This window comes from Chitinophaga sp. SVR4-12A, from assembly GCF_056754765.1.
This window is the reverse complement of sequence record NZ_JBPGWP010000001.1, coordinates 324,616-342,201: the sequence shown is the minus strand read 5'-3', so window position 1 is coordinate 342,201 and position 17,586 is coordinate 324,616. Positions and strand designations below refer to the sequence as shown.

Annotated in this window: 16 protein-coding genes and 1 riboswitch; of the genes, 8 read left to right on the top strand and 8 right to left on the bottom strand. The window is 49.6% G+C overall.

Annotation, left to right across the window (positions count from 1 at the left end; genetic code table 11):
- Window positions 1–95: 95 nt before the first annotated feature.
- On the bottom strand, window positions 96–821 hold the full coding sequence (locus ACR9Y8_RS01465) for a LytR/AlgR family response regulator transcription factor (RefSeq protein WP_481211445.1): 726 nt from the start codon (window positions 819–821) through the stop codon (window positions 96–98).
- Complete coding sequence (locus tag ACR9Y8_RS01460) at window positions 818–1,816, bottom strand: sensor histidine kinase (protein ID WP_481211444.1); 999 nt, start codon at window positions 1,814–1,816, stop codon at window positions 818–820. The genes ACR9Y8_RS01465 and ACR9Y8_RS01460 overlap by 4 nt, the downstream gene beginning before the upstream one ends.
- A 217-nt stretch (window positions 1,817–2,033) precedes the next feature.
- Between ACR9Y8_RS01460 and ACR9Y8_RS01455 the strand changes: the two genes are divergently transcribed.
- Window positions 2,034–3,839: a T9SS type A sorting domain-containing protein gene (locus ACR9Y8_RS01455; protein ID WP_481211443.1), complete on the top strand. Its 1,806-nt coding sequence runs from the start codon at window positions 2,034–2,036 to the stop codon at window positions 3,837–3,839.
- 80 nt (window positions 3,840–3,919) lie between these two features.
- Here the strand turns inward: ACR9Y8_RS01455 and ACR9Y8_RS01450 are convergent, their stop codons facing one another.
- Window positions 3,920–4,450 (bottom strand): hypothetical protein, encoded by a 531-nt coding sequence (locus tag ACR9Y8_RS01450; RefSeq protein ID WP_481211442.1) that lies wholly within the window; start codon window positions 4,448–4,450, stop codon window positions 3,920–3,922.
- 145 nt (window positions 4,451–4,595) lie between these two features.
- On the opposite strand from ACR9Y8_RS01450, the gene ACR9Y8_RS01445 reads away from it, so the two are divergent.
- Window positions 4,596–5,546, top strand: coding sequence for a terpene synthase family protein (locus tag ACR9Y8_RS01445; RefSeq protein WP_481211441.1), 951 nt, complete (start codon window positions 4,596–4,598; stop codon window positions 5,544–5,546).
- Here the strand turns inward: ACR9Y8_RS01445 and ACR9Y8_RS01440 are convergent.
- Window positions 5,543–6,430, bottom strand: a complete 888-nt coding sequence (locus ACR9Y8_RS01440; RefSeq protein WP_481211440.1) for a helix-turn-helix domain-containing protein — start codon at window positions 6,428–6,430, stop codon at window positions 5,543–5,545. The two genes, ACR9Y8_RS01445 and ACR9Y8_RS01440, sit on opposite strands and share 4 nt — an antisense overlap.
- 197 nt (window positions 6,431–6,627) lie before the next feature.
- On the opposite strand from ACR9Y8_RS01440, the gene ACR9Y8_RS01435 reads away from it, so the two are divergent.
- The 4 genes from ACR9Y8_RS01435 (at window position 6,628) to ACR9Y8_RS01420 (ending at window position 13,318) form a co-directional block, all read left to right on the top strand.
- Window positions 6,628–7,701, top strand: coding sequence for a glycoside hydrolase family 26 protein (locus tag ACR9Y8_RS01435; protein ID WP_481211439.1), 1,074 nt, complete (start codon window positions 6,628–6,630; stop codon window positions 7,699–7,701).
- 34 nt (window positions 7,702–7,735) lie between these two features.
- A complete protein-coding gene (locus ACR9Y8_RS01430) occupies window positions 7,736–9,568 on the top strand; it encodes a sodium:solute symporter family protein (RefSeq protein WP_481211438.1) in 1,833 nt (610 codons plus the stop codon).
- 16 nt (window positions 9,569–9,584) lie between these two features.
- The gene (locus tag ACR9Y8_RS01425; protein ID WP_481211437.1) at window positions 9,585–10,796 is read left to right on the top strand and encodes an AGE family epimerase/isomerase; all 1,212 of its coding nucleotides are present in this window, start codon (window positions 9,585–9,587) and stop codon (window positions 10,794–10,796) included.
- A 128-nt stretch (window positions 10,797–10,924) separates the two neighbouring features.
- Window positions 10,925–13,318 (top strand): ABC transporter permease, encoded by a 2,394-nt coding sequence (locus ACR9Y8_RS01420; protein WP_481211436.1) that lies wholly within the window; start codon window positions 10,925–10,927, stop codon window positions 13,316–13,318.
- A gap of 24 nt (window positions 13,319–13,342) precedes the next feature.
- Here the strand turns inward: ACR9Y8_RS01420 and ACR9Y8_RS01415 are convergent, their stop codons facing one another.
- The 4 genes from ACR9Y8_RS01415 to ACR9Y8_RS01400 all read right to left on the bottom strand — a co-directional run bounded on the left by ACR9Y8_RS01415 (window position 13,343) and on the right by ACR9Y8_RS01400 (window position 16,918).
- Entirely contained in the window at window positions 13,343–13,795 is a 453-nt protein-coding gene (locus ACR9Y8_RS01415; RefSeq protein ID WP_481211435.1) for a bactofilin family protein, read from the bottom strand.
- Window positions 13,795–14,859, bottom strand: coding sequence for a ParM/StbA family protein (locus ACR9Y8_RS01410; protein WP_481211434.1), 1,065 nt, complete (start codon window positions 14,857–14,859; stop codon window positions 13,795–13,797). Before ACR9Y8_RS01410 ends, ACR9Y8_RS01415 begins: the two co-directional genes overlap by 1 nt.
- Window positions 14,860–15,016: 157 nt before the next feature.
- A complete protein-coding gene (locus tag ACR9Y8_RS01405) occupies window positions 15,017–15,412 on the bottom strand; it encodes a DUF6496 domain-containing protein (protein ID WP_481211433.1) in 396 nt (131 codons plus the stop codon).
- Between the two features lie 89 nt (window positions 15,413–15,501).
- Window positions 15,502–15,598, top strand: a riboswitch (TPP riboswitch).
- A gap of 108 nt (window positions 15,599–15,706) precedes the next feature.
- On the bottom strand, window positions 15,707–16,918 hold the full coding sequence (locus ACR9Y8_RS01400) for a DUF763 domain-containing protein (RefSeq protein WP_481211432.1): 1,212 nt from the start codon (window positions 16,916–16,918) through the stop codon (window positions 15,707–15,709).
- A gap of 86 nt (window positions 16,919–17,004) precedes the next feature.
- Here ACR9Y8_RS01400 and ACR9Y8_RS01395 point away from each other — a divergent pair, with 86 nt between their 5' ends.
- Both ACR9Y8_RS01395 and ACR9Y8_RS01390 read left to right on the top strand, forming a co-directional pair.
- Window positions 17,005–17,247: a hypothetical protein gene (locus ACR9Y8_RS01395; RefSeq protein ID WP_481211431.1), complete on the top strand. Its 243-nt coding sequence runs from the start codon at window positions 17,005–17,007 to the stop codon at window positions 17,245–17,247.
- Window positions 17,248–17,286: 39 nt separating this feature from the next.
- Window positions 17,287–17,550, top strand: coding sequence for a hypothetical protein (locus ACR9Y8_RS01390; RefSeq protein WP_481211430.1), 264 nt, complete (start codon window positions 17,287–17,289; stop codon window positions 17,548–17,550).
- Window positions 17,551–17,586: the final 36 nt, after the last annotated feature.

The window sequence follows — 17,586 nt, the reverse complement described above, 5'->3', positions numbered from 1 at the left end:
TGTGGCCCAAAATTGCAACATCCTGAAGGGTAATGGAAATCAAGTATACGTATACCCGTTATGTTGCGATAGATAGCCACAATCTGTAGATGAACTCATTTAAGGTTCTGTGGACCTATGATCGTGAAAAGTTCGTCCCGGTGTGAATCACTGACAGGGATGATATGCCGGCCTATATAGATACGGTTCTTACGGATGGCAGAAATCTTATCTACTGCAACCACATATGATTTATGCACCCTGATGAACCGGTTGGGTGGAAGGCGATCCAGCAGCACCTTGATGGCCAGCCGGGCAACCAATGGTTTCTCTTCATTGCAGCAGTAGATCTTTATATAATCGCGCCATCCTTCAATGTGACTGATGTCGCTTACCACTACTTTTATCAGGTTGTATTCCACGTTTATAAAGAAATAATCTGCTGCAGCTTCCGGCGCTGCTGCCACAGGAGCAGGCTGTTGTTTAAAGGCCTGATATTCTGCTGCTTTATTCACCGCTCTCATGAAGCGCTCAAAAGGAACCGGTTTGATCAGGTAATCCAGCACATCCAGCTCAAAGCCTTCGAGCGCATACTTTTTATAAGCAGTGATGAAGATCACCATCGGCCGGTTGGAGAGGCTTTGCAGAAATTGTGTGCCTGTAAGCCCCGGCATTTGTATGTCGAGGAACAGGAGGTCCACCGGTTCTTTTTTCATGATGGCCATGGCTTCAAAGGCATTGCTGCAACGGCCTACCAGCTGCAGGAACGGCACCTGCCTGATATTATCTTCCAGCAAATCAAGTGAAAGCAGCTCATCATCCACTGCAAGACATCTGATCATTGTAGTTGTATTTTTAAGGAAGCATTAAACCAGTGCCCATTTTTTTCAGCAATGATCTCATGCCGCTCAGGATATAACAATTTCAGCCTGCGTACCAGGTTATTGAGACCTATGCCGGCCACCTTATCTTTTACCTCCTGGGTATACAGGTTGTATTTGTTGCGTACTTCCAGTGATAAGCGGTCGCCATCCACTTTCAGCTCTATATTGATCTCGGGGTCTTCTATCAATCCTATGCCGTGCTTGAAGGCGTTCTCGATCAACGGTATCAGCAGCATGGGCTCGATAAAGCGTTCTTCCGGGGGGCGTTGCATGCTGAAAATGATCTGTACCTGGTGCCCGAAACGCAGGGTCTGCAGGTCGATATAGCTTTGAAGGTAAGTGATCTCCTTGCTGAGGCTTACCTTCTCCTGGTCTGACTCGTACAGCATGTAATGCATCAGATTGGAAAGCTCTATGAGGGCGGGCTCCAGTTTGTCTGAGCGTTTGCGTGCCAGCGCCACCATGCTGTTCAGGGTATTGAACATAAAATGCGGACTTACCTGGGAGCGGAGGAAGGACAGCTCCGTTTTAAGCTGTTCCTGCTGCAGGCGCTGATCGCGGATCATCTTTTCAATATAGGCGTAACCAGTGCCGGTGCCGATGATCATCACGCTGACAAAGAACTTGAGAATAATAATATTAGGCAATGCCTGAGCAGGGTGGCTGGCATACTGCACCTCCAAAGCCACCTGCAACAACATGATGCCGGCGGAGATGGCCAGCACTCTCCAGAGATAGGCCCAGGCCTGCGCCCTTAATAAAAATCGTGGAAAGAGATAATATACGTTCAGGTAGAATGCCCCGATATGGAGCAGGGTAAAAACGATCCTGGCGGGGTTGAAATAATCAGGATGCGCTTCGCTTTTGGCAGGCAGTATCACCAGGGGCACCCCCAGCGCGAAGATCAGCATCAGCAGATGCCACAATACATAGCTCAGTTTCTTCGGAGGCATAATGACCTAAAATTAATGGTTTATCTACCTAAAAACCAGTAAGCGAGGCGAAACCGGAAATTTCTGCGACCATTAGACCGCTTGTGGAGACCATTCCCTGGCTATGCGATATATCACTGCGATGAAATATACAGGCGATCATGTTATTATCGTGTACTGTTACTACCAGGTCGAAAGCACATATTGCAAACAGATCACTATTAAAACCCCGTTTGTTATGAAAGAAAAACTGTACCTGTTTCTCCCGGCCATGCTCCTGGCCGCCCAGGCTGTACTAGCACAAAACGCCCAGCAACTTTACTTCAACCAGCTATCGGTAGACTATGATTACCAGGCAGCCAGTTTTGTGGTAGACACGCCACCGCCTTCCAGCCCCTTAAAGCGGGCCTTCCTGCTGTGGAGCAAGAACTATACGAAGGACCCCAGCACCCGGGGGCTTAGCCTGGACCAATTTGATCCGGGCGGCAATTTCCTGTCAGAGCAGATCAACCTTCAGCCGGGAGCAGCTACCGAATACCTGCTACCCAAAAAGATCATCAAGGCTAAACTGGTAAAAGGTTATTACCTGCTGGGCTACGTCATCAAATCGGCTAAGCTGATCAACGGCATCCCGGTTTATTCTACTCCGCTGGTCATCAGGCTGGATGATAACCTGAACCCCCTATGGATCAACCGGATCCATTTTGCCTCACTTACAACTGCCAATGCCCAGGCACTGATCGAATACAATGACATCATCGAAGCCAGTAATGGCGATCTTGTACTGGCAGGCCGGTTCAGCGATTCCCCCACCGGGCAGACCCGGGTGCTGATGACGCGGCTGAATAATGGTGGCGGTTTATTGTGGACCTACCAGTATTTTCTGAACACCTGCAACGCAGCAGCTTTTTCCCTTACCGAAGCTACCAACAGGAACATTGCGCTGACCGGGTATATTGAGGAATGCCCTTCTACTTCTTTCTCCGGGCCGCGGCGGCTGTTATATGGTACTTTTACCACGGCGGGCATCCCGGTGCTGATAGAAAAACTGTCTGCCGGCACCCAGGCATTGTCTGGCGCCCGTATTGTAAAGCATACCAATATCTTTAACGGTGATGAATTCTTCATTACCGGTTATATCGATATCATGCTGTCTACCGGCGCCACCAACAAGCAGATATTGCTGGTAGATATCAAGGAAAGCGGCAGCCCCATTACCGTGAACCATATCGGGGACGGCGGGCCGGAAGCGGCTAATGACCTGGTGTTCACCAACCTTGGCGGCAACAACTATTATTTGTATCTCACCGGATACACAGGTAGTTACTATACGAATGTAAAGACGGAGGTATTTTTTCTGTTCCTGAAATACAGCGCCAATGTAGTAAGCCTGGCAGAATTCAGCACTTTCCCCAGCCTGAGCAGCGCCTACGTGGCCAGGAGAGGGTTGGAGATCAGGAGCGCCGGCAAGGAACGTTTTGCGATACTGGCCAATTCAGATTTTACCATTACGCCGCAGCAGCGCACGTTCACACATGTGCACATACGCGACCTCAATGATGGAAGCGGTAATTGTATCAAGCTGCATAATCCGCCGGTTATCCCTTACCAGCTGAGTGTCGCTACGGTAAGCGTTAACTTCCCACGCCTGATATTCAATGTTTACAAGGATGATTTTATACCATTCAATAAGGTATTCCCACGCCTGGAATGCGGTACTTTCTTTATCGATCCTTATGCAGCCAGCGTATCGCCGGTGTTGCCTGCATTGGCAAAACTGGTGGCGCCCACTGCTAAGCCGGAGGTATCGCTGCGCGTATACCCGAACCCTGCGAGGGATCAGCTGTATGTAGATTACGGCGCTCCTTCCTCCGGGATTATTACCGCCAGCATTTATACACCGGATATGCGACTGGTACGGGAATTGAGGCTCTCAGGCGGTAACCGCAGCAACATATCGCTTAGCGGTTTGCATAATGGCCTGTATTTTGTGCAGGTAAGGCATAACGGTGTTACGAAGATATTCCAGATAATGAAAGAATAACACTGCTTACTAACCTGGTGTAATGGAAAGTGTCCTGTTCCGAGCGGAGCAGGACACTTTTATTTTATGTAAAAGCGTGCTTATTTATTGATGGCGATGATGCGGTATCCCTTATTATCTATGACGCTGAACCAGATGGCGCCGTTGCCGATCATGGCGCCCTGGTAATTACGGAAGATCCTGTCGAGCCGTTGTTGCTCCACCACCTCCTTCAGGTGTTGATCAAAGATCTTCGGGTAGTTCTTCTTAAACTGTTCAGGTGTTTTATATCCCTTGATCGGGAATTCGATATAGGCGGCGATGCTGTCTGCCTTGTCGCTTCTTACCCATTCTTTAAACAGTACGAGGAAGCGTTTGAAAGCTTCCGGATCGTCAAAGCCGGCGGTCTTCCAGTCTGAAGGTTTGCTGCCATCTTCAAAGAGGGTATCCTGCGCGGTGATCCGGGCCTGCAAGGTATCTTCTGAAGACTGCGCCCGGGGTGTGCCGATGGCGGCTACCGTATCCGGTATCAGGGAGTCTATTACTTTTCCGCTTTCCTGCGGGCCGGGGCCAGATTGGCAGGAGCTTGTCAGCAGGATCATAAAAAATATACCGGTATTGCCTATACGCATAACTAACTGATTTTTATTGCTAATAATAAAATAGCAGCAATAATTATACAAATGAAGTGTTAAAAGGTTTTAAAATTTTCCCGACTGAAATCCGGTTGCATGGTATTTGCCGTTATTTAGTAATTACTAAAATGGACAAATAAAAATGCAAACTGTTACTATCCCCTTACTTTATTGCCCATTTTCGCCAGCAATTCACCCACAGGTAAAGGAGGCCGCCAGGCACACCGACGCATGGGTGGCCTCATTGAACCTGCATAGCGGTGCTGCTTACCGGCAATACCAGGAGGATAATTTTGCCTGGCTGACCGCCCGCTTCTATCCCAAAGCGGAGCTGGAGCAGCTGAAGATTGCCAACGATTTCATTGTGCTGTTATTTGCACTGAATGATCTGCTCGAAGATCCGCAGGCGCAAATGTACCTGCCAAACTTTATTGAGCATTTCACTGCCGTGATACAGGGAGACGTGATCCCACCCGGCACCGACGAGGGGCCGGTACTGGCGGCATGGGCTGACCTGTGGCCGCGTATGAGGCAAATCAGTGCTCCCGGCCGGAGGGCGGAGTTTACCCTGCGCCTGGAAGCATTGCTGCAGGCTGCCTTACAGGCATCGGGAAGCAAACCCACTGAGCTACCTACCGTGGCGCAGTATATGGAACAACGTCCTTACCTGGTTGGCGCACATATCAGTACAGGCATTATTCCAATTATAGAAGGCATCAATTTGTCCGAAGAAGTACTGCAACACCCCGTGCTGACAGAGCTTGAACAATTGTCGCACAAACTGTTATGCTGGTCCAGCGACTTATTTTCTTTCAGTAAAGAGCAGGCCGAAGGCGACGACTATAACCTGGTGAGCCTTCTGCAGGAGGAACGGCGGCTGACCTTAGACGAGGCCTTGTTATGCGTGGCAGCCATTCATAATACAGATATGCGAAGATTTGTTACGCTTTCAACACAATTACCCGGCTTTGATGAGACAACCGACCGGGAAGTGGCAAGGTACGTGGAATCCCTGCGCAGGCATATCCGTGGGAATGTGGACTGGAGCGAAAAAGATTCCAGGCGCTACAGCTTTGTATATGGCCGTTCTTAAATAAAAGTGCGTGTGCCGGAAAGGCTTTCTCTGAATTCTTTGGGTGTGCAGTTCTTCTTTTTCTTAAAGAGCCGGTTAAAGTTGGAAATATTGTTAAACCCGCATTTGTAGGAGATCTCCGACACGGCATGCGTGGTATTTACCAGCATGCGGCAGGCGTGCCCCAGTCTTATCTCGTTGAGACTATCGATAAAGGTATTGCCGGTGCTTTTCTTAATAAAGCGGCTAAACGACACCTCTGTCATATTTACCAGTTTCGCTACATCAGTGAGGCCGATCTGCTTGTCGTAATTATTATTCATGTACTCGAATGCCTTTTCTATGCGCCGGCTGTTGTGGGTGAACAGACCCTTATGGAAAGTGGTGTCTGAGAGTATGCGTATATTGCGCGAGATGGAGAGATCGTGCAGGATAGACATCAGTTCCAGCACGGAATCGAAACCGCTTTGCTGGTTGAGCGTAAGCAGCCGGGGCGTTAACTGGCGGATGGTGTCTGCAGAGAAGAGAATGCCATTGCCTGCCTTATCGAACATGTTGCGCATAAAACTCAGCTGGTTTTTCCGCAGCAGCTTGTCGTCAAACAGGTCCTTATGGAACTGGATGGTTATCTCCGTGATCTCCTTACTCTTACATTCATGATTGAACCAGCCGTGATTGAGGTTGGGCCCCACCAGCACCAGTTCTTCCGCTTCTATTGCATCGATATGATCTCCTACGATACGTTGCGCGCCTTTTGCATTCAGGATCAGGTTCAATTCAAATTCTTCATGATAGTGTAAAGGGAAATCAAAATCCTGTTTTGTACGGGCAAAGATCATAAAGCAGTCACTCTGGGTCAGCGGTGTAATCTCACGCAAAATGTTCTTCTGAATGGGAACTTTCATAACGGAATGTTGGATAAATCAAAGATAGGGGATAAAATAATATCATCTGAGATAGCCGGCTCCATCGCTCTGGCATCTACAACAGATGCGGTCTTAATGGCAACAACAAGATAAGAAAGTATTAGTGTTTACAGCTGACAAAATACCGCTGAATAAGCCGGGATATTAACTTAATTTGATGGTCAAACCCGAAGTGCATGATGCGTTTGTTTACGTTTCTTTTTCTTTTGCTTTCCGGTGCATTGTCTGCCCAATACAAGGGTCCGGCTGATATGCAGGCTACGGCCGAGACCCTGCAGCTCTATGAGCGATTACGTTCTTTGATGCAACGGGGTGTGATGTTTGGCCACCAGGACGACATGGCCTATGGTGTTGGCTGGAAGTACGAACATGAGCGGTCTGACGTGAAGGAGGTTTGTGGCGACTGGCCGGCGGTATTTGGCTGGGACCTGGGTCGCCTGGAGACAGGCGGGCCGGTGAACCTGGACGGTGTGCCATTTGACAGCCTGCGAACGTATATACGAACGGTGTACGAAAGAGGAGGGGTGAACAGTATCAGCTGGCATAGCAATAACCCCGTAAGTGGCGGGTCTGCCTGGGACACATCGCTGGCGGTAACAGCTATTTTGCCGGGAGGCAGCAGTTATGCCGTGTATACTGCCTGGCTGGACCGGCTGGCAGATTTTATGCATTCGCTGAAAACTGTTGACGGCACTAGCATACCTGTTATCTTCCGGCCGTTTCATGAGCATACAGGCAGCTGGTTCTGGTGGGGGCAGCGGCAATGCAGCACTTCCGAATTCAGAACGCTGTGGCAGTTCACCGTCAATTATCTTACCACGGTAAAACAGGTGCACAACCTTTTGTACGCCTACTCTGCCGCTGATTTTGACGATGACGCGCAGTATATGGAGCGCTATCCCGGCGATGCTTTTGTGGACGTGATAGGTTTTGACCTGTACCATTCCGGCAGTACGGTACAATACCAGCAGCAATTAGCGCAACGCTTACGTATACTGGAAGCGGTGGCGGCTATCAACCACAAGATACCGGCGCTGACAGAAACAGGGCAGGAAAGGATACCGGCTGCCAACTGGTGGACGCAGACCTTGCTGCCTGCCTTAAGGCCTTTCCAGCTATCGTACGTACTGGTATGGCGCAATGGAAGGCCTGACCATTACTATGCTCCTTACCCGGGGCAGGGCAGCGAAGCCGATTTTAAGAAATTCAGGGCGGATGAAAGAACGCTCTTCCTTCAGGACCTGAAATAAAATATTGTTTGAAGGTTTTGTAGATAACAAGTAAATGCAATTAGCGACCATTGACCTGATCATTATTCTGGTTTACCTCCTGGCTACCATTGCCATCGGCATCCTACTCAAGAAAAGGGCAAAAGCCAGTAAAGACGCGTATATGCTGGGCGGCAAATCGCTGCCCTGGTACCTGCTGGGCCTTTCCAACGCTTCAGACATGTTCGACATTTCAGGCACCATGTGGATGGTGACGCTCGCCTTTGTTTACGGCCTGAAAAGCATCTGGATACCCTGGCTCTGGCCTTCCTTTAACCAGGTGTTCATGATGGTGTACCTGTCTGCCTGGCTCCGCCGCTCCAACGTGACTACCGGCGCCGAGTGGATCAGTACCCGCTTTGGCTCCGGCAGGGGCACCGCCTTTTCGCATACTATTGTGGTGGTGTTTGCGCTGATCAGCTGCCTGGGTTTCCTGGCTTATGGATTTATAGGGCTGGGCAAATTCGTGGAGATCTTTGTGCCCTGGGAAACCCTGCAGCCTTTTGTACCCTTTATGGTAAGCGCGCAGTATGTGCCGCATTTTTATGGCATCCTGTTCACGCTGTTCGCCGTGTTCTATGCTGTAATGGGAGGGATGACCAGCGTAGTGTGGGCAGATGTGCTGAAATACGTGATCATGAGCGTGGCGGCTGTTACAATAGCAGTGATCGCCCATCAGAACCTGTTGGGTAAGCAATTACCGGTGCCGGAGGGCTGGCATCATCCCTTCTTCGGATGGAAGCTGCAGCTGGATTGGGGCCGTATCATCCCGGAGGTGAATGATAAGATCAGCAGCGATGGGTTCTCGCTGTTCGGCGTGTTCTTCATGATGATGGTGTTCAAAGGCATACTGGCCAGTCTTGCGGGCCCGGCGCCCAATTATGATATGCAGAAGATCTTGTCTACCCGTTCGCCCAAAGAAGCTTCCATGATGAGCGGGATCGTATCGGTGGTGCTGATACCGGTGCGCTATTCCATGATCATCGGCTTTGCCGTGCTAGCCTTGTTGCATTATAACCAGCTGCACCTGGAAACCGCCGGAGGCATTGATTTTGAAAAGATATTACCTTCAGCCATCTCCAACTTTGTGCCGGTGGGACTTACAGGCTTGCTGCTGGCCGGATTGCTGGCTGCTTTCATAGGCACCTTTGCGGGTACGCTGAATGCAGCGCAGGCTTATATGGTGAATGATATTTACCTGAAGTATATACAGCCACAGGCCTCCAACCGCAACATCGCCGCCATGAACTACCTGTCTGGCATACTGGTGACGCTGGTAAGCATTGTGCTGGGCCTTTTTGCAAAGGATGTGAACAGTGTGCTGCAATGGATCGTATCTGCCCTCTACGGCGGTTATGTGGCGGCCAACGTACTGAAATGGCACTGGTGGCGCTTCAACGGCAGCGGGTTCTTCTGGGGAATGCTGGCCGGCATTATACCGGCGCTCATCTTCCCCTACATTTTTCCGGACACACTGGGGCTGTATTATTTTCCGCTGATCTTCCTGATCTCGGTAGCCGGTTGTGTGGCCGGCACCTATGCGGCTCCCGCCACAGACATGGCCACATTGAAACATTTTTACCGGACCGTAAGGCCCTGGGGATACTGGCAACCCGTGCATGCTTTGGTAGCGGCAGAGGATCCGGCATTTAAAGCAAACAAGCGTTTCAGGATGGATGCGCTCAATGTATTACTCGGCATTACCGCGCAGATCTGTCTTACCTTGTTACCTGTTTATGCGGTACTGTCAATGCAGCTACCCTTCACCATTACTGTTATCATCCTGCTGGCGGTTTGCCTGCTGTTAAGACAAACCTGGTGGAAACACCTAAATGAAGTGCATCACTAAAAACAATATCTGTCATATGTCAATTCCACTTACCCGTTACCGTGAGGAAGTAAAACAGGAGCTGTACAATATTCTCCGGTATTGGCAAACACATACAGTAGACAAGGAACAGGGCGGCTTTTACGGGGCGCTGAACAACAATAATGAAGTGCAGCCCGGTAGCCCGAAGGGCGGTGTGCTGAACTGCCGCATCCTCTGGACCTATGCCGCTGCTTACGGTTTTGATAAAAACGCTGCCTGGCTATCATTGGCTGAAAGAGCCTATCATTACCTGCAGGCACATTTCAGGGACCAACAGCATGGAGGTGTGTACTGGTCGGTAGATGCGGCCGGCAAGCCGCTGGATACCCGTAAACAGATCTATGGGCAGGCCTTCGCCATCTATGCACTGAGCGAGTATTACAAGCATACCCAACAAACAGCAGCGCTGAACTGGGCCATTGAGATCTACCGGCTGGTGGAGCAGCACAGCTTTGATCCAGCCTACAAAGGATATATAGATGCCTTTTCTGCAGGTTGGGAGCGTATTTCAGATACCCGCCTGAGTGATAAGGACGATAACGCAGCCAAGACGATGAATACGCACCTGCATGTACTGGAAGCCTATACCAATTTATACCGGGTATGGCCGGATGCCGGATTGCGCACGCAATTGTATTACCTCATCAAAGCATTCATCGATCACATTGTAAGCCCGGTGAATCATCACCAGATCCTGTTCTTTGACGAGCACTGGGGGCATCCATCTACGATAATCTCCTATGGGCATGATATAGAGGCAGCATGGCTGTTACCGGAGGCCGCAGCAGAGCTGCACGACAGCGAGCTTACGCAACAGGTGAGGGCAGTGAGCATGGCGCTGGCTGCGGCTGCGGCAGAAGGACTGGACAATACCGGCGGCATGCAGTACGAATACGAGCCGGCCACCCGGCATATGAACGCGGAAAAGGATTGGTGGGTGCAGGCAGAGGCAATGGTAGGCTTTTTAGAAGCTTATCAGCAAAGCGGGGAGGATAAGTACCTGGAATATTCCGTGCATGCATGGGAGTTCGTGAAAAAATACCTGTTAGATAAACAGCATGGTGAGTGGTTCTGGGGTATAACGGCGTCGCTGGAAGTAATGCCCAAACAGGATAAAGCCGGCTTCTGGAAATGCCCTTATCACAACAGCAGGGCATGCCTGGAAGTAATGCACAGGATAGATGCGATCAGCAGGCCTCAACGTTAACAACCCCTGTCCGGTTTCGTGACAAAGCGTGTTCACTACCGGACAGGAAAGCTTTCTAAACTACTGATTATCATCCCCGTAAAATCCGGCACTCTCTTAGCGCGCTTCAAGCGGTTAAAAGTAAGTGTATGTTTAAAAACTACCTGAAGACAGCTTTCCGTAACCTGTTGAAGAACAGGGTGCATTCCTTTATCAATATTACCGGCCTTTCTGTGGGCATGGCGGTGGCCATGCTGATCGGGCTATGGATATGGGACGAGCTTACTTATGACAGGTATTTTAAAAATTACGACCGCATCGCGCAGATCTATCAAAACCAGCGTCTTAATGGAGAGATCAGCACATGGTCCAGTATGCCACGCCCTACAGCAGAGGCCATCCGCAGCGGTTATGGCAGCTGGTTCAAATATGTATTGATGTCGTCCGGCACATGGGACCGGGTACTTTCCCATGGCGACAACAGGATGGTAAAGAGCGGCTTTTTTATTGAACCGGAGGCTCCGGAAATGTTTAACCTGAAGATGCTCTATGGTACAAGGGGAGGGCTGCGAGATCCTCATTCCATCTTATTATCGCAGTCGCTGGCGAAAGCTTTCTTTGGCAATGCCGATCCCACCGGTAAGCTGATGAAAATAGATAACCAGATGGACGTTAAAGTAACGGGCGTATATGAAGACTTTCCGAATAATTCTTCCTTTTTTAATATTTTCTATATCGCACCATGGCAATTACTTGTCAGCAATACGTCCTGGATCAGGGATATGGAGAACCCATGGGGCAGCAATTCTTTCAGAACCTATGTGCAGCTGGCTGAGCATGTGACGATGGAGGAAGCCTCGGAAAAGATCAGAAATGTTAAGAAAGCGGCAATTGCCAATGTGGACGTAGTTGGATATAAAACCGATCCGCAGCTGTTCCTGCACCCTATGCGTAAATGGCATTTGTTTGATGAGTACCGCAATGGCGTGAATGCCGGCGGGTTGATCACCTTTGTCCGCTTGTTTGGCGTGATCGGCCTGTTTGTGCTGCTGCTGGCCTGCATCAACTTTATGAACCTCAGCACAGCGCGTTCGCAACAACGGTCAAAGGAAGTGGGCATACGTAAAGCCATTGGATCACAACGCGGGCAACTGGTCAGCCAGTTCTTCTGTGAATCACTGCTGACCACTGCAGCTGCGTTTATATGCTGCATCATACTGGTGCAGGTGCTGTTGCCGGCTTTTAATGAAATAGCCGATAAAAAGATAGCTATGCCCTGGAACTATCCTTTATTCTGGCTGGCGGGCATTGCTTTCTGTATTATAACAGGCTTGATTGCCGGCAGTTACCCGGCGCTTTACCTGTCGTCTTTCCGCCCGGTAACAGTGTTGAAGGGCACTTTCAGGGCAGGCCGTTTTGCCGCAATACCGCGCAAGGCGCTGGTGGTGGTACAGTTTACTGTTTCTGTGATCCTGATCATAGGCACCCTGGTAGTGTTCCGGCAGATACAGTTTGCAAAAGACCGTCCCCTGGGATATAACAGCAATGGATTGGTGATGATGCAATTAATGAATAACGATATCCCCCGCCATTTTGAGGCGATCAAGCGTGAGTTAATTCAAACGGGCGCTATTGTCAACATGGCAGGCACCACCGGCCCCGTAACAGAGGTATGGTCCACGAATGGAGATCTTGACTGGGAAGGAAAGCCGCCGGGTATGTCTGTAGACCTTCCCAATACCGGCGTATCATACGAGTATGGCAAAACGGTGGGCTGGGAGTTTGTTGCAGGGCGGGATTTTTCACCTGAATTTGCAAGCGATTCCGCTGCATTCGTGATCAACGAAAGTGCGGCAAAGCTCATTGGGTTCAAAGACCCTATAGGAGCGATCATTAAATGGGATGGTCAGCCGCTGAAAGTGATCGGTGTGATAAAAAATATGATCATGCAATCTCCATATGATGCTGTAAGACCCTCCCTGTATTGCATGGCCAAAACCCACGACAACTATCTCATCATGAAACTGAACAGCGCCATCGGTACGCAAAAAGCTTTAAGCAGCATTGAAGCGGTGTTTAAAAAATATAGCCCTGCTCAGCCTTTCAATTATCAGTTTGCGGATGCTGAGTATGCGCGGAAGTTTGAGGACGAGGCGCGTATTGCTAAACTGTCCGGCTGTTTTGCCATACTGGCGATCTTTATCAGCTGCCTGGGATTATTTGGCATGGCGGCATTCATGGCGGAGCAGCGCACCAAAGAGATCGGTGTACGCAAGGTGCTGGGCGCATCGGTGTTGCAGGTATGGCAGCTGCTGTCAAAAGAGTTTGTGCTGCTGGTAACCATCTCGTTCGTTATTGCTGCACCGCTGGCATATCTCCTCATGCAAAGCTGGCTGCAAAATTATGAATACCGTTCCGGTATCCCCTGGTGGGTGTTTATGCTGACGGCAGCAGGCGCGCTGCTGATCACCTTAATAACAGTGAGCGGACAGTCCATCAAAGCGGGTTTGATGAATCCTGTAAAGAGTTTACGATCTGAATAACTGAATGGAAGAGATAAGGGCTAGCTAGAACCAGCTGGCCACTTCTTCATCCGGCGGTGCGTCTTTCACCGGCAGGGGCGTTTCGGGTTCCTCTGTCTTCTCCGGCTCAGGGCCACGGCGCGCAGCAAGGCTCTTACGGATAGCGCCTTCTATGACGGCGCCTTCCTTTACCTCCAGTATGAGGGCGTTTACATCGCCTTTGATATAGGCTACGTTACTGATCACGGCTTTATTGCTGATATAGATATCGCCGTAGATCTTTCCATAGGTTACGAGGTCTGTTGCATACACATTACCTTTCACGTTAGCCTGCGGACCAATGACCAGCAGACCTTCCGTTTTCACATCTCCTTTTACATTACCATCGATACGACCCGGGATAGTGGCCTCAATGCTTCCTTGCACCACTACCTGCCGGGGTAATAGAAATCTGCCCTTGCCCAGGGCGTTGCGAAAAAGATCCGTTATAGTATTCATTATTGATTAGCAGTGGCGCCAGGTAAATTTACTTTTTCTTCATCAAAGATAGAAATGATAGACGAAGCATTACCAAGGTCGACACCGACACTTCGCTGAGGCTTATCATCGGAAATACGCAATGAATTGTACAGGTACCCGATGCTGATAAGGTTTTCAGGAGAAGGGGCTACTTCCACAGGTATAAAATCCCGGAATTCCTCTACAAAAGCATCCGTTAATTCACGGTAGTGTGCACCGCCACCCATGAGGTAGATCTTTCTGCACTGCTCGAAGTCGAGGTCGGTAAAATAGTTGCGCAGCAGGGGAGATACCACCTCTTTGTAATACTGGGTGAGCACATCCTTACGTATGTCTTTAAGGTCTATTCTTTTACGGTTGGTGAAAATTGAGCCTTTCATGAACGCATCGTCCAGCTGGTGCTCATTTTTCATATCGAGATAGTATTTTTTATTCAGTTCCCTTGCCAGGTTGTTGATCGCGTATTTGATACCGTGAGAGCTGAAGCAGGTACGGTTGATCAGTCCATCGCCGGTAGCCATACCGCCCTCAATGGTGCCGAAGCCAAAGCTCACCGCGATGAAATTATCCAGGTTGGGCTCTCCGATGGTTTTCTTCAGACCAATGATACCGCCCACGATCTCCGGTATGATCTCAAACTTCTCAATGTCCAGCATCGCCTTTTTGATGGAGCCTTTGGTATTGAAGGTTTGGGTATCATATTCTACCAGGAAATGCCGCTTTGCCAGGAACTGTTCGGCGGCCTGTTTATAGATGTTATAGGTAGAGAAAGGGAAACCCATGGTGATGGCCATTGGCTGCTGTACTTTATCTGCCACATTGATCATAGCTGATTTGAAAAGGATATCATAATCATCCTCCAACGGGGCCGCATTAGTGATACGGCCGGGGTTAATGCCACCGCGTTTGGCCAGGTTACCGACTATATACCAGTTCTCATCCTTTTTAACTTTTATACCGTTGAGCAAATCTTTGGAAGAGTTTTCCGTATTGCCGAATGCAGTTTCAAAAACACTAGGGAAGCTAATAGTCGACGGTTTCATGGGAAGTCCTTTATAAAATAAAAATATTAAATGTATAGAATAATGTACCCTTTGGGCATACAAGATATTAAATATCTTGATTATTAATAACTTCCCCTATTAAAATTTTATAAAGTGCTGTATTTGTTGAATGGAAAAATCCCTATCAGGGGAATGCTCATGCGTGTGCTGCTGCTTTCTTACGGGTAGTACGCTTGCGGCCGGCCGCTTTCCTGGTGCCCTTTTTAGCCGCCGCCTTCTTACGTGTAGTACCGGCTTTTTTCTTAGGGCTTGCTTTCCTGGCAGCAGCCTTCTTTTTAGGAGCTGCTTTCTTAGCCGCCGCCTTCTTCTTAGGAGTTGCTTTCTTCCCGGATGCTTTCTTAGCGCTTGCCGACTTTTTAGGCGGGGGCGGTACTTTAGCGCCCTTTTCCCTTGCTTCAGACAAGCCAATAGCAATAGCCTGCTTACGGCTGGTTACTTTCTTACCGCTACGGCCGCTGCGTAATTTGCCTTTCTTTTCTTTATGCATGGCTTCTTCTACGGTGTCCTGCGATTTTTTTGAATAACGTGCCATATGTCAATGTTTTATGAAAAGTGTTCCAAAAAAGGGACCAAACAGCATTGTTCTGGCACGAACTTCGCGGATATATTAGTGAACGTTTCTTTTACTTAAAGGGGTGGTTATCGAAAGATAGTCTGAGAACAAACCCAAGAACCTGAACTGGACAATGCCAGCGTAGGAAATAAGCAAAAGAGACTCAAAGGTCCTGACAAGTAAAATTGTCGGGATCTTTTTTTACGGCATTTCTATAAAAACAGTTGTGTAGTTCCCGCCCCAATCCGCGTACTTAATTCCCGGGGCTGAGCATCAGAAAAGGGAGAGCTGATCGCCCGGTTTATCTTTCTTTGGCGGGAGGGCTTTACCCATCACTGTACGGCCGCCGTATTTCCAGGAATCAGCCCGTTCGCGGGCGATCACCTGGTCAAAGTTCTCATTAGGCACAAAATCCTTTTCCAGCTGCTGGGATATAACAGACAACTTGCGGATAGCGTCCTGCTTGTCTGATTGTCCCACCTTTGCCTTATCTACAGCGTCTTTCAGCACACGGATGGTTTCATCATACACTTTAGTGGGTACGGGGAAGGGGTGACCGTCCTTACCGCCATGGGCAAAAGAAAAGCGGGCAGGATCGGTAAAACGGGAGGGGGTGCCGTAGATCACTTCACTGACCAGGGTAAGGGACTGAAGGGTACGTGGCCCAACGCCTTCCAGGAGCAGGAGCGAATCAAAATCGTGCAGGCTGCGCTCATGGGCAGCAGCCAATGCGCTACCCAGCCGTTTCAGGTCAACATCCGCCGCGCGGACTTCGTGGTGGGAAGGCATCACGAGTTTGCGGATCTCTGGCAGCATACGGGCCGGGTCTTCCTTCACCAGCTGAAGCAGGCCTTCCTTGGTAGGAGCCGCCGCTTTATCGGTAAGGTTGAGGATCTCACCCTGGTTGTGACCATAAATGAAGGTATGCGGCGTTTCCGTATAGGAGGGCATAGCGGCCGAATGCCAGTGGTAGCGGCGGGCCATACCATTGGCATCGTTCATGCCCTGCTGGATCACCGCCCATTCACCTTCGCTGGAAACGATGAAGGAGTGCAGATAGAGCTGATAGCCATCCTGTACCGCAGTATTATCTACTTTGGCCGAGAGCTTGCTGCTACGCACCAGGGCTTCGCCGGGCAGGCCGGTGATCTCTGCGATGCTGCGCAGTTCAGTGGGCGTTTCGCGGGAGTAGCGGCCTTTACCACCGCAGATATAGATGCCCAGTTCTTTCGAGAGCGGGTTTACAGCTTTTTTCAGTGCGCCCATTACGCTGGTCGTAATGCCGGAAGAATGCCAGTCCATTCCCAGCACGCATCCGAGCGCCTGGAACCAGCAGGGATCGCTGAGGCGTCGCAAAACTTCCCCTTTTCCATAATCTGTGGCAATCACTTCCACAATCGCTCCGCCCAACAGACTCATTCTGCGTGCCAGCCAGGGCGGTACATGCCCATAGTGTAGAGGAAGATCAGCATAAGAACGGCTCATTCCGCAAAGTTAGGGCTTGGCATAATTCTTTCCGTACTTTCTGCCGAACCATATTTTTAATTGTAAAACAGATAAACCCATTAGTCATGACCAATATAAAGATCGAGAAGCCCTCTATTTACAAACTGTGCATCACCGTTTGCCTGGCAATGATACTCAGCTTGTTCATATTTGCATGTGGCAGTTCAAAGGACGCAGGCTCCGGAACCACTACCAGTACAGACTCTGCAAGTAATGTTATCCAGGATACGTCCGGCGCAATGCGGGATACTTCCTCTATGCACATGCAGGATACTTCCAACAGGATACCGCCGGACTCTACGCATTAAAAATGGTAAAGTGAATGTTTGACCATAAAACTAATTCTTATGAAAGGGAAATGCTTATATATGCTGCTGATAGCCGGTCTCTCCGGTCTGTTAGTAACATCCTGCGGCAGCGGCAATAATACTGCTACTGATTCTACCGGCGTTATGCAGACGGATAGTAGTGTAATAATGTCCGATACGGCCTCCATGAGAGACACTGCGCCTGCGGCTGAACAGCCCCCTGGCGCTATTAATGCCGGTGAGGACTCCTCCCGTTATGGTACAGGGGTAGAAGATTCATCCAAGAACCGCAAAAGACATTAGACTGGCCACTTACGGCTTTCGGCTAAGTTCTTAATT

What these genes read in the sequence shown, in the direction of transcription:
- ACR9Y8_RS01465 (WP_481211445.1), bottom strand. Translation starts at nt 821, where the DNA reads ATGATCAGATGTCTTGCAGTGGATGATGAGCTGCTTTCACTTGATTTG.
- ACR9Y8_RS01460 (WP_481211444.1), bottom strand. Translation starts at nt 1,816, where the DNA reads ATGCCTCCGAAGAAACTGAGCTATGTATTGTGGCATCTGCTGATGCTG.
- ACR9Y8_RS01455 (WP_481211443.1), top strand. Translation starts at nt 2,034, where the DNA reads ATGAAAGAAAAACTGTACCTGTTTCTCCCGGCCATGCTCCTGGCCGCC.
- ACR9Y8_RS01450 (WP_481211442.1), bottom strand. Translation starts at nt 4,450, where the DNA reads ATGCGTATAGGCAATACCGGTATATTTTTTATGATCCTGCTGACAAGC.
- ACR9Y8_RS01445 (WP_481211441.1), top strand. Translation starts at nt 4,596, where the DNA reads ATGCAAACTGTTACTATCCCCTTACTTTATTGCCCATTTTCGCCAGCA.
- ACR9Y8_RS01440 (WP_481211440.1), bottom strand. Translation starts at nt 6,430, where the DNA reads ATGAAAGTTCCCATTCAGAAGAACATTTTGCGTGAGATTACACCGCTG.
- ACR9Y8_RS01435 (WP_481211439.1), top strand. Translation starts at nt 6,628, where the DNA reads ATGATGCGTTTGTTTACGTTTCTTTTTCTTTTGCTTTCCGGTGCATTG.
- ACR9Y8_RS01430 (WP_481211438.1), top strand. Translation starts at nt 7,736, where the DNA reads ATGCAATTAGCGACCATTGACCTGATCATTATTCTGGTTTACCTCCTG.
- ACR9Y8_RS01425 (WP_481211437.1), top strand. Translation starts at nt 9,585, where the DNA reads ATGTCAATTCCACTTACCCGTTACCGTGAGGAAGTAAAACAGGAGCTG.
- ACR9Y8_RS01420 (WP_481211436.1), top strand. Translation starts at nt 10,925, where the DNA reads ATGTTTAAAAACTACCTGAAGACAGCTTTCCGTAACCTGTTGAAGAAC.
- ACR9Y8_RS01415 (WP_481211435.1), bottom strand. Translation starts at nt 13,795, where the DNA reads ATGAATACTATAACGGATCTTTTTCGCAACGCCCTGGGCAAGGGCAGA.
- ACR9Y8_RS01410 (WP_481211434.1), bottom strand. Translation starts at nt 14,859, where the DNA reads ATGAAACCGTCGACTATTAGCTTCCCTAGTGTTTTTGAAACTGCATTC.
- ACR9Y8_RS01405 (WP_481211433.1), bottom strand. Translation starts at nt 15,412, where the DNA reads ATGGCACGTTATTCAAAAAAATCGCAGGACACCGTAGAAGAAGCCATG.
- ACR9Y8_RS01400 (WP_481211432.1), bottom strand. Translation starts at nt 16,918, where the DNA reads ATGAGCCGTTCTTATGCTGATCTTCCTCTACACTATGGGCATGTACCG.
- ACR9Y8_RS01395 (WP_481211431.1), top strand. Translation starts at nt 17,005, where the DNA reads ATGACCAATATAAAGATCGAGAAGCCCTCTATTTACAAACTGTGCATC.
- ACR9Y8_RS01390 (WP_481211430.1), top strand. Translation starts at nt 17,287, where the DNA reads ATGAAAGGGAAATGCTTATATATGCTGCTGATAGCCGGTCTCTCCGGT.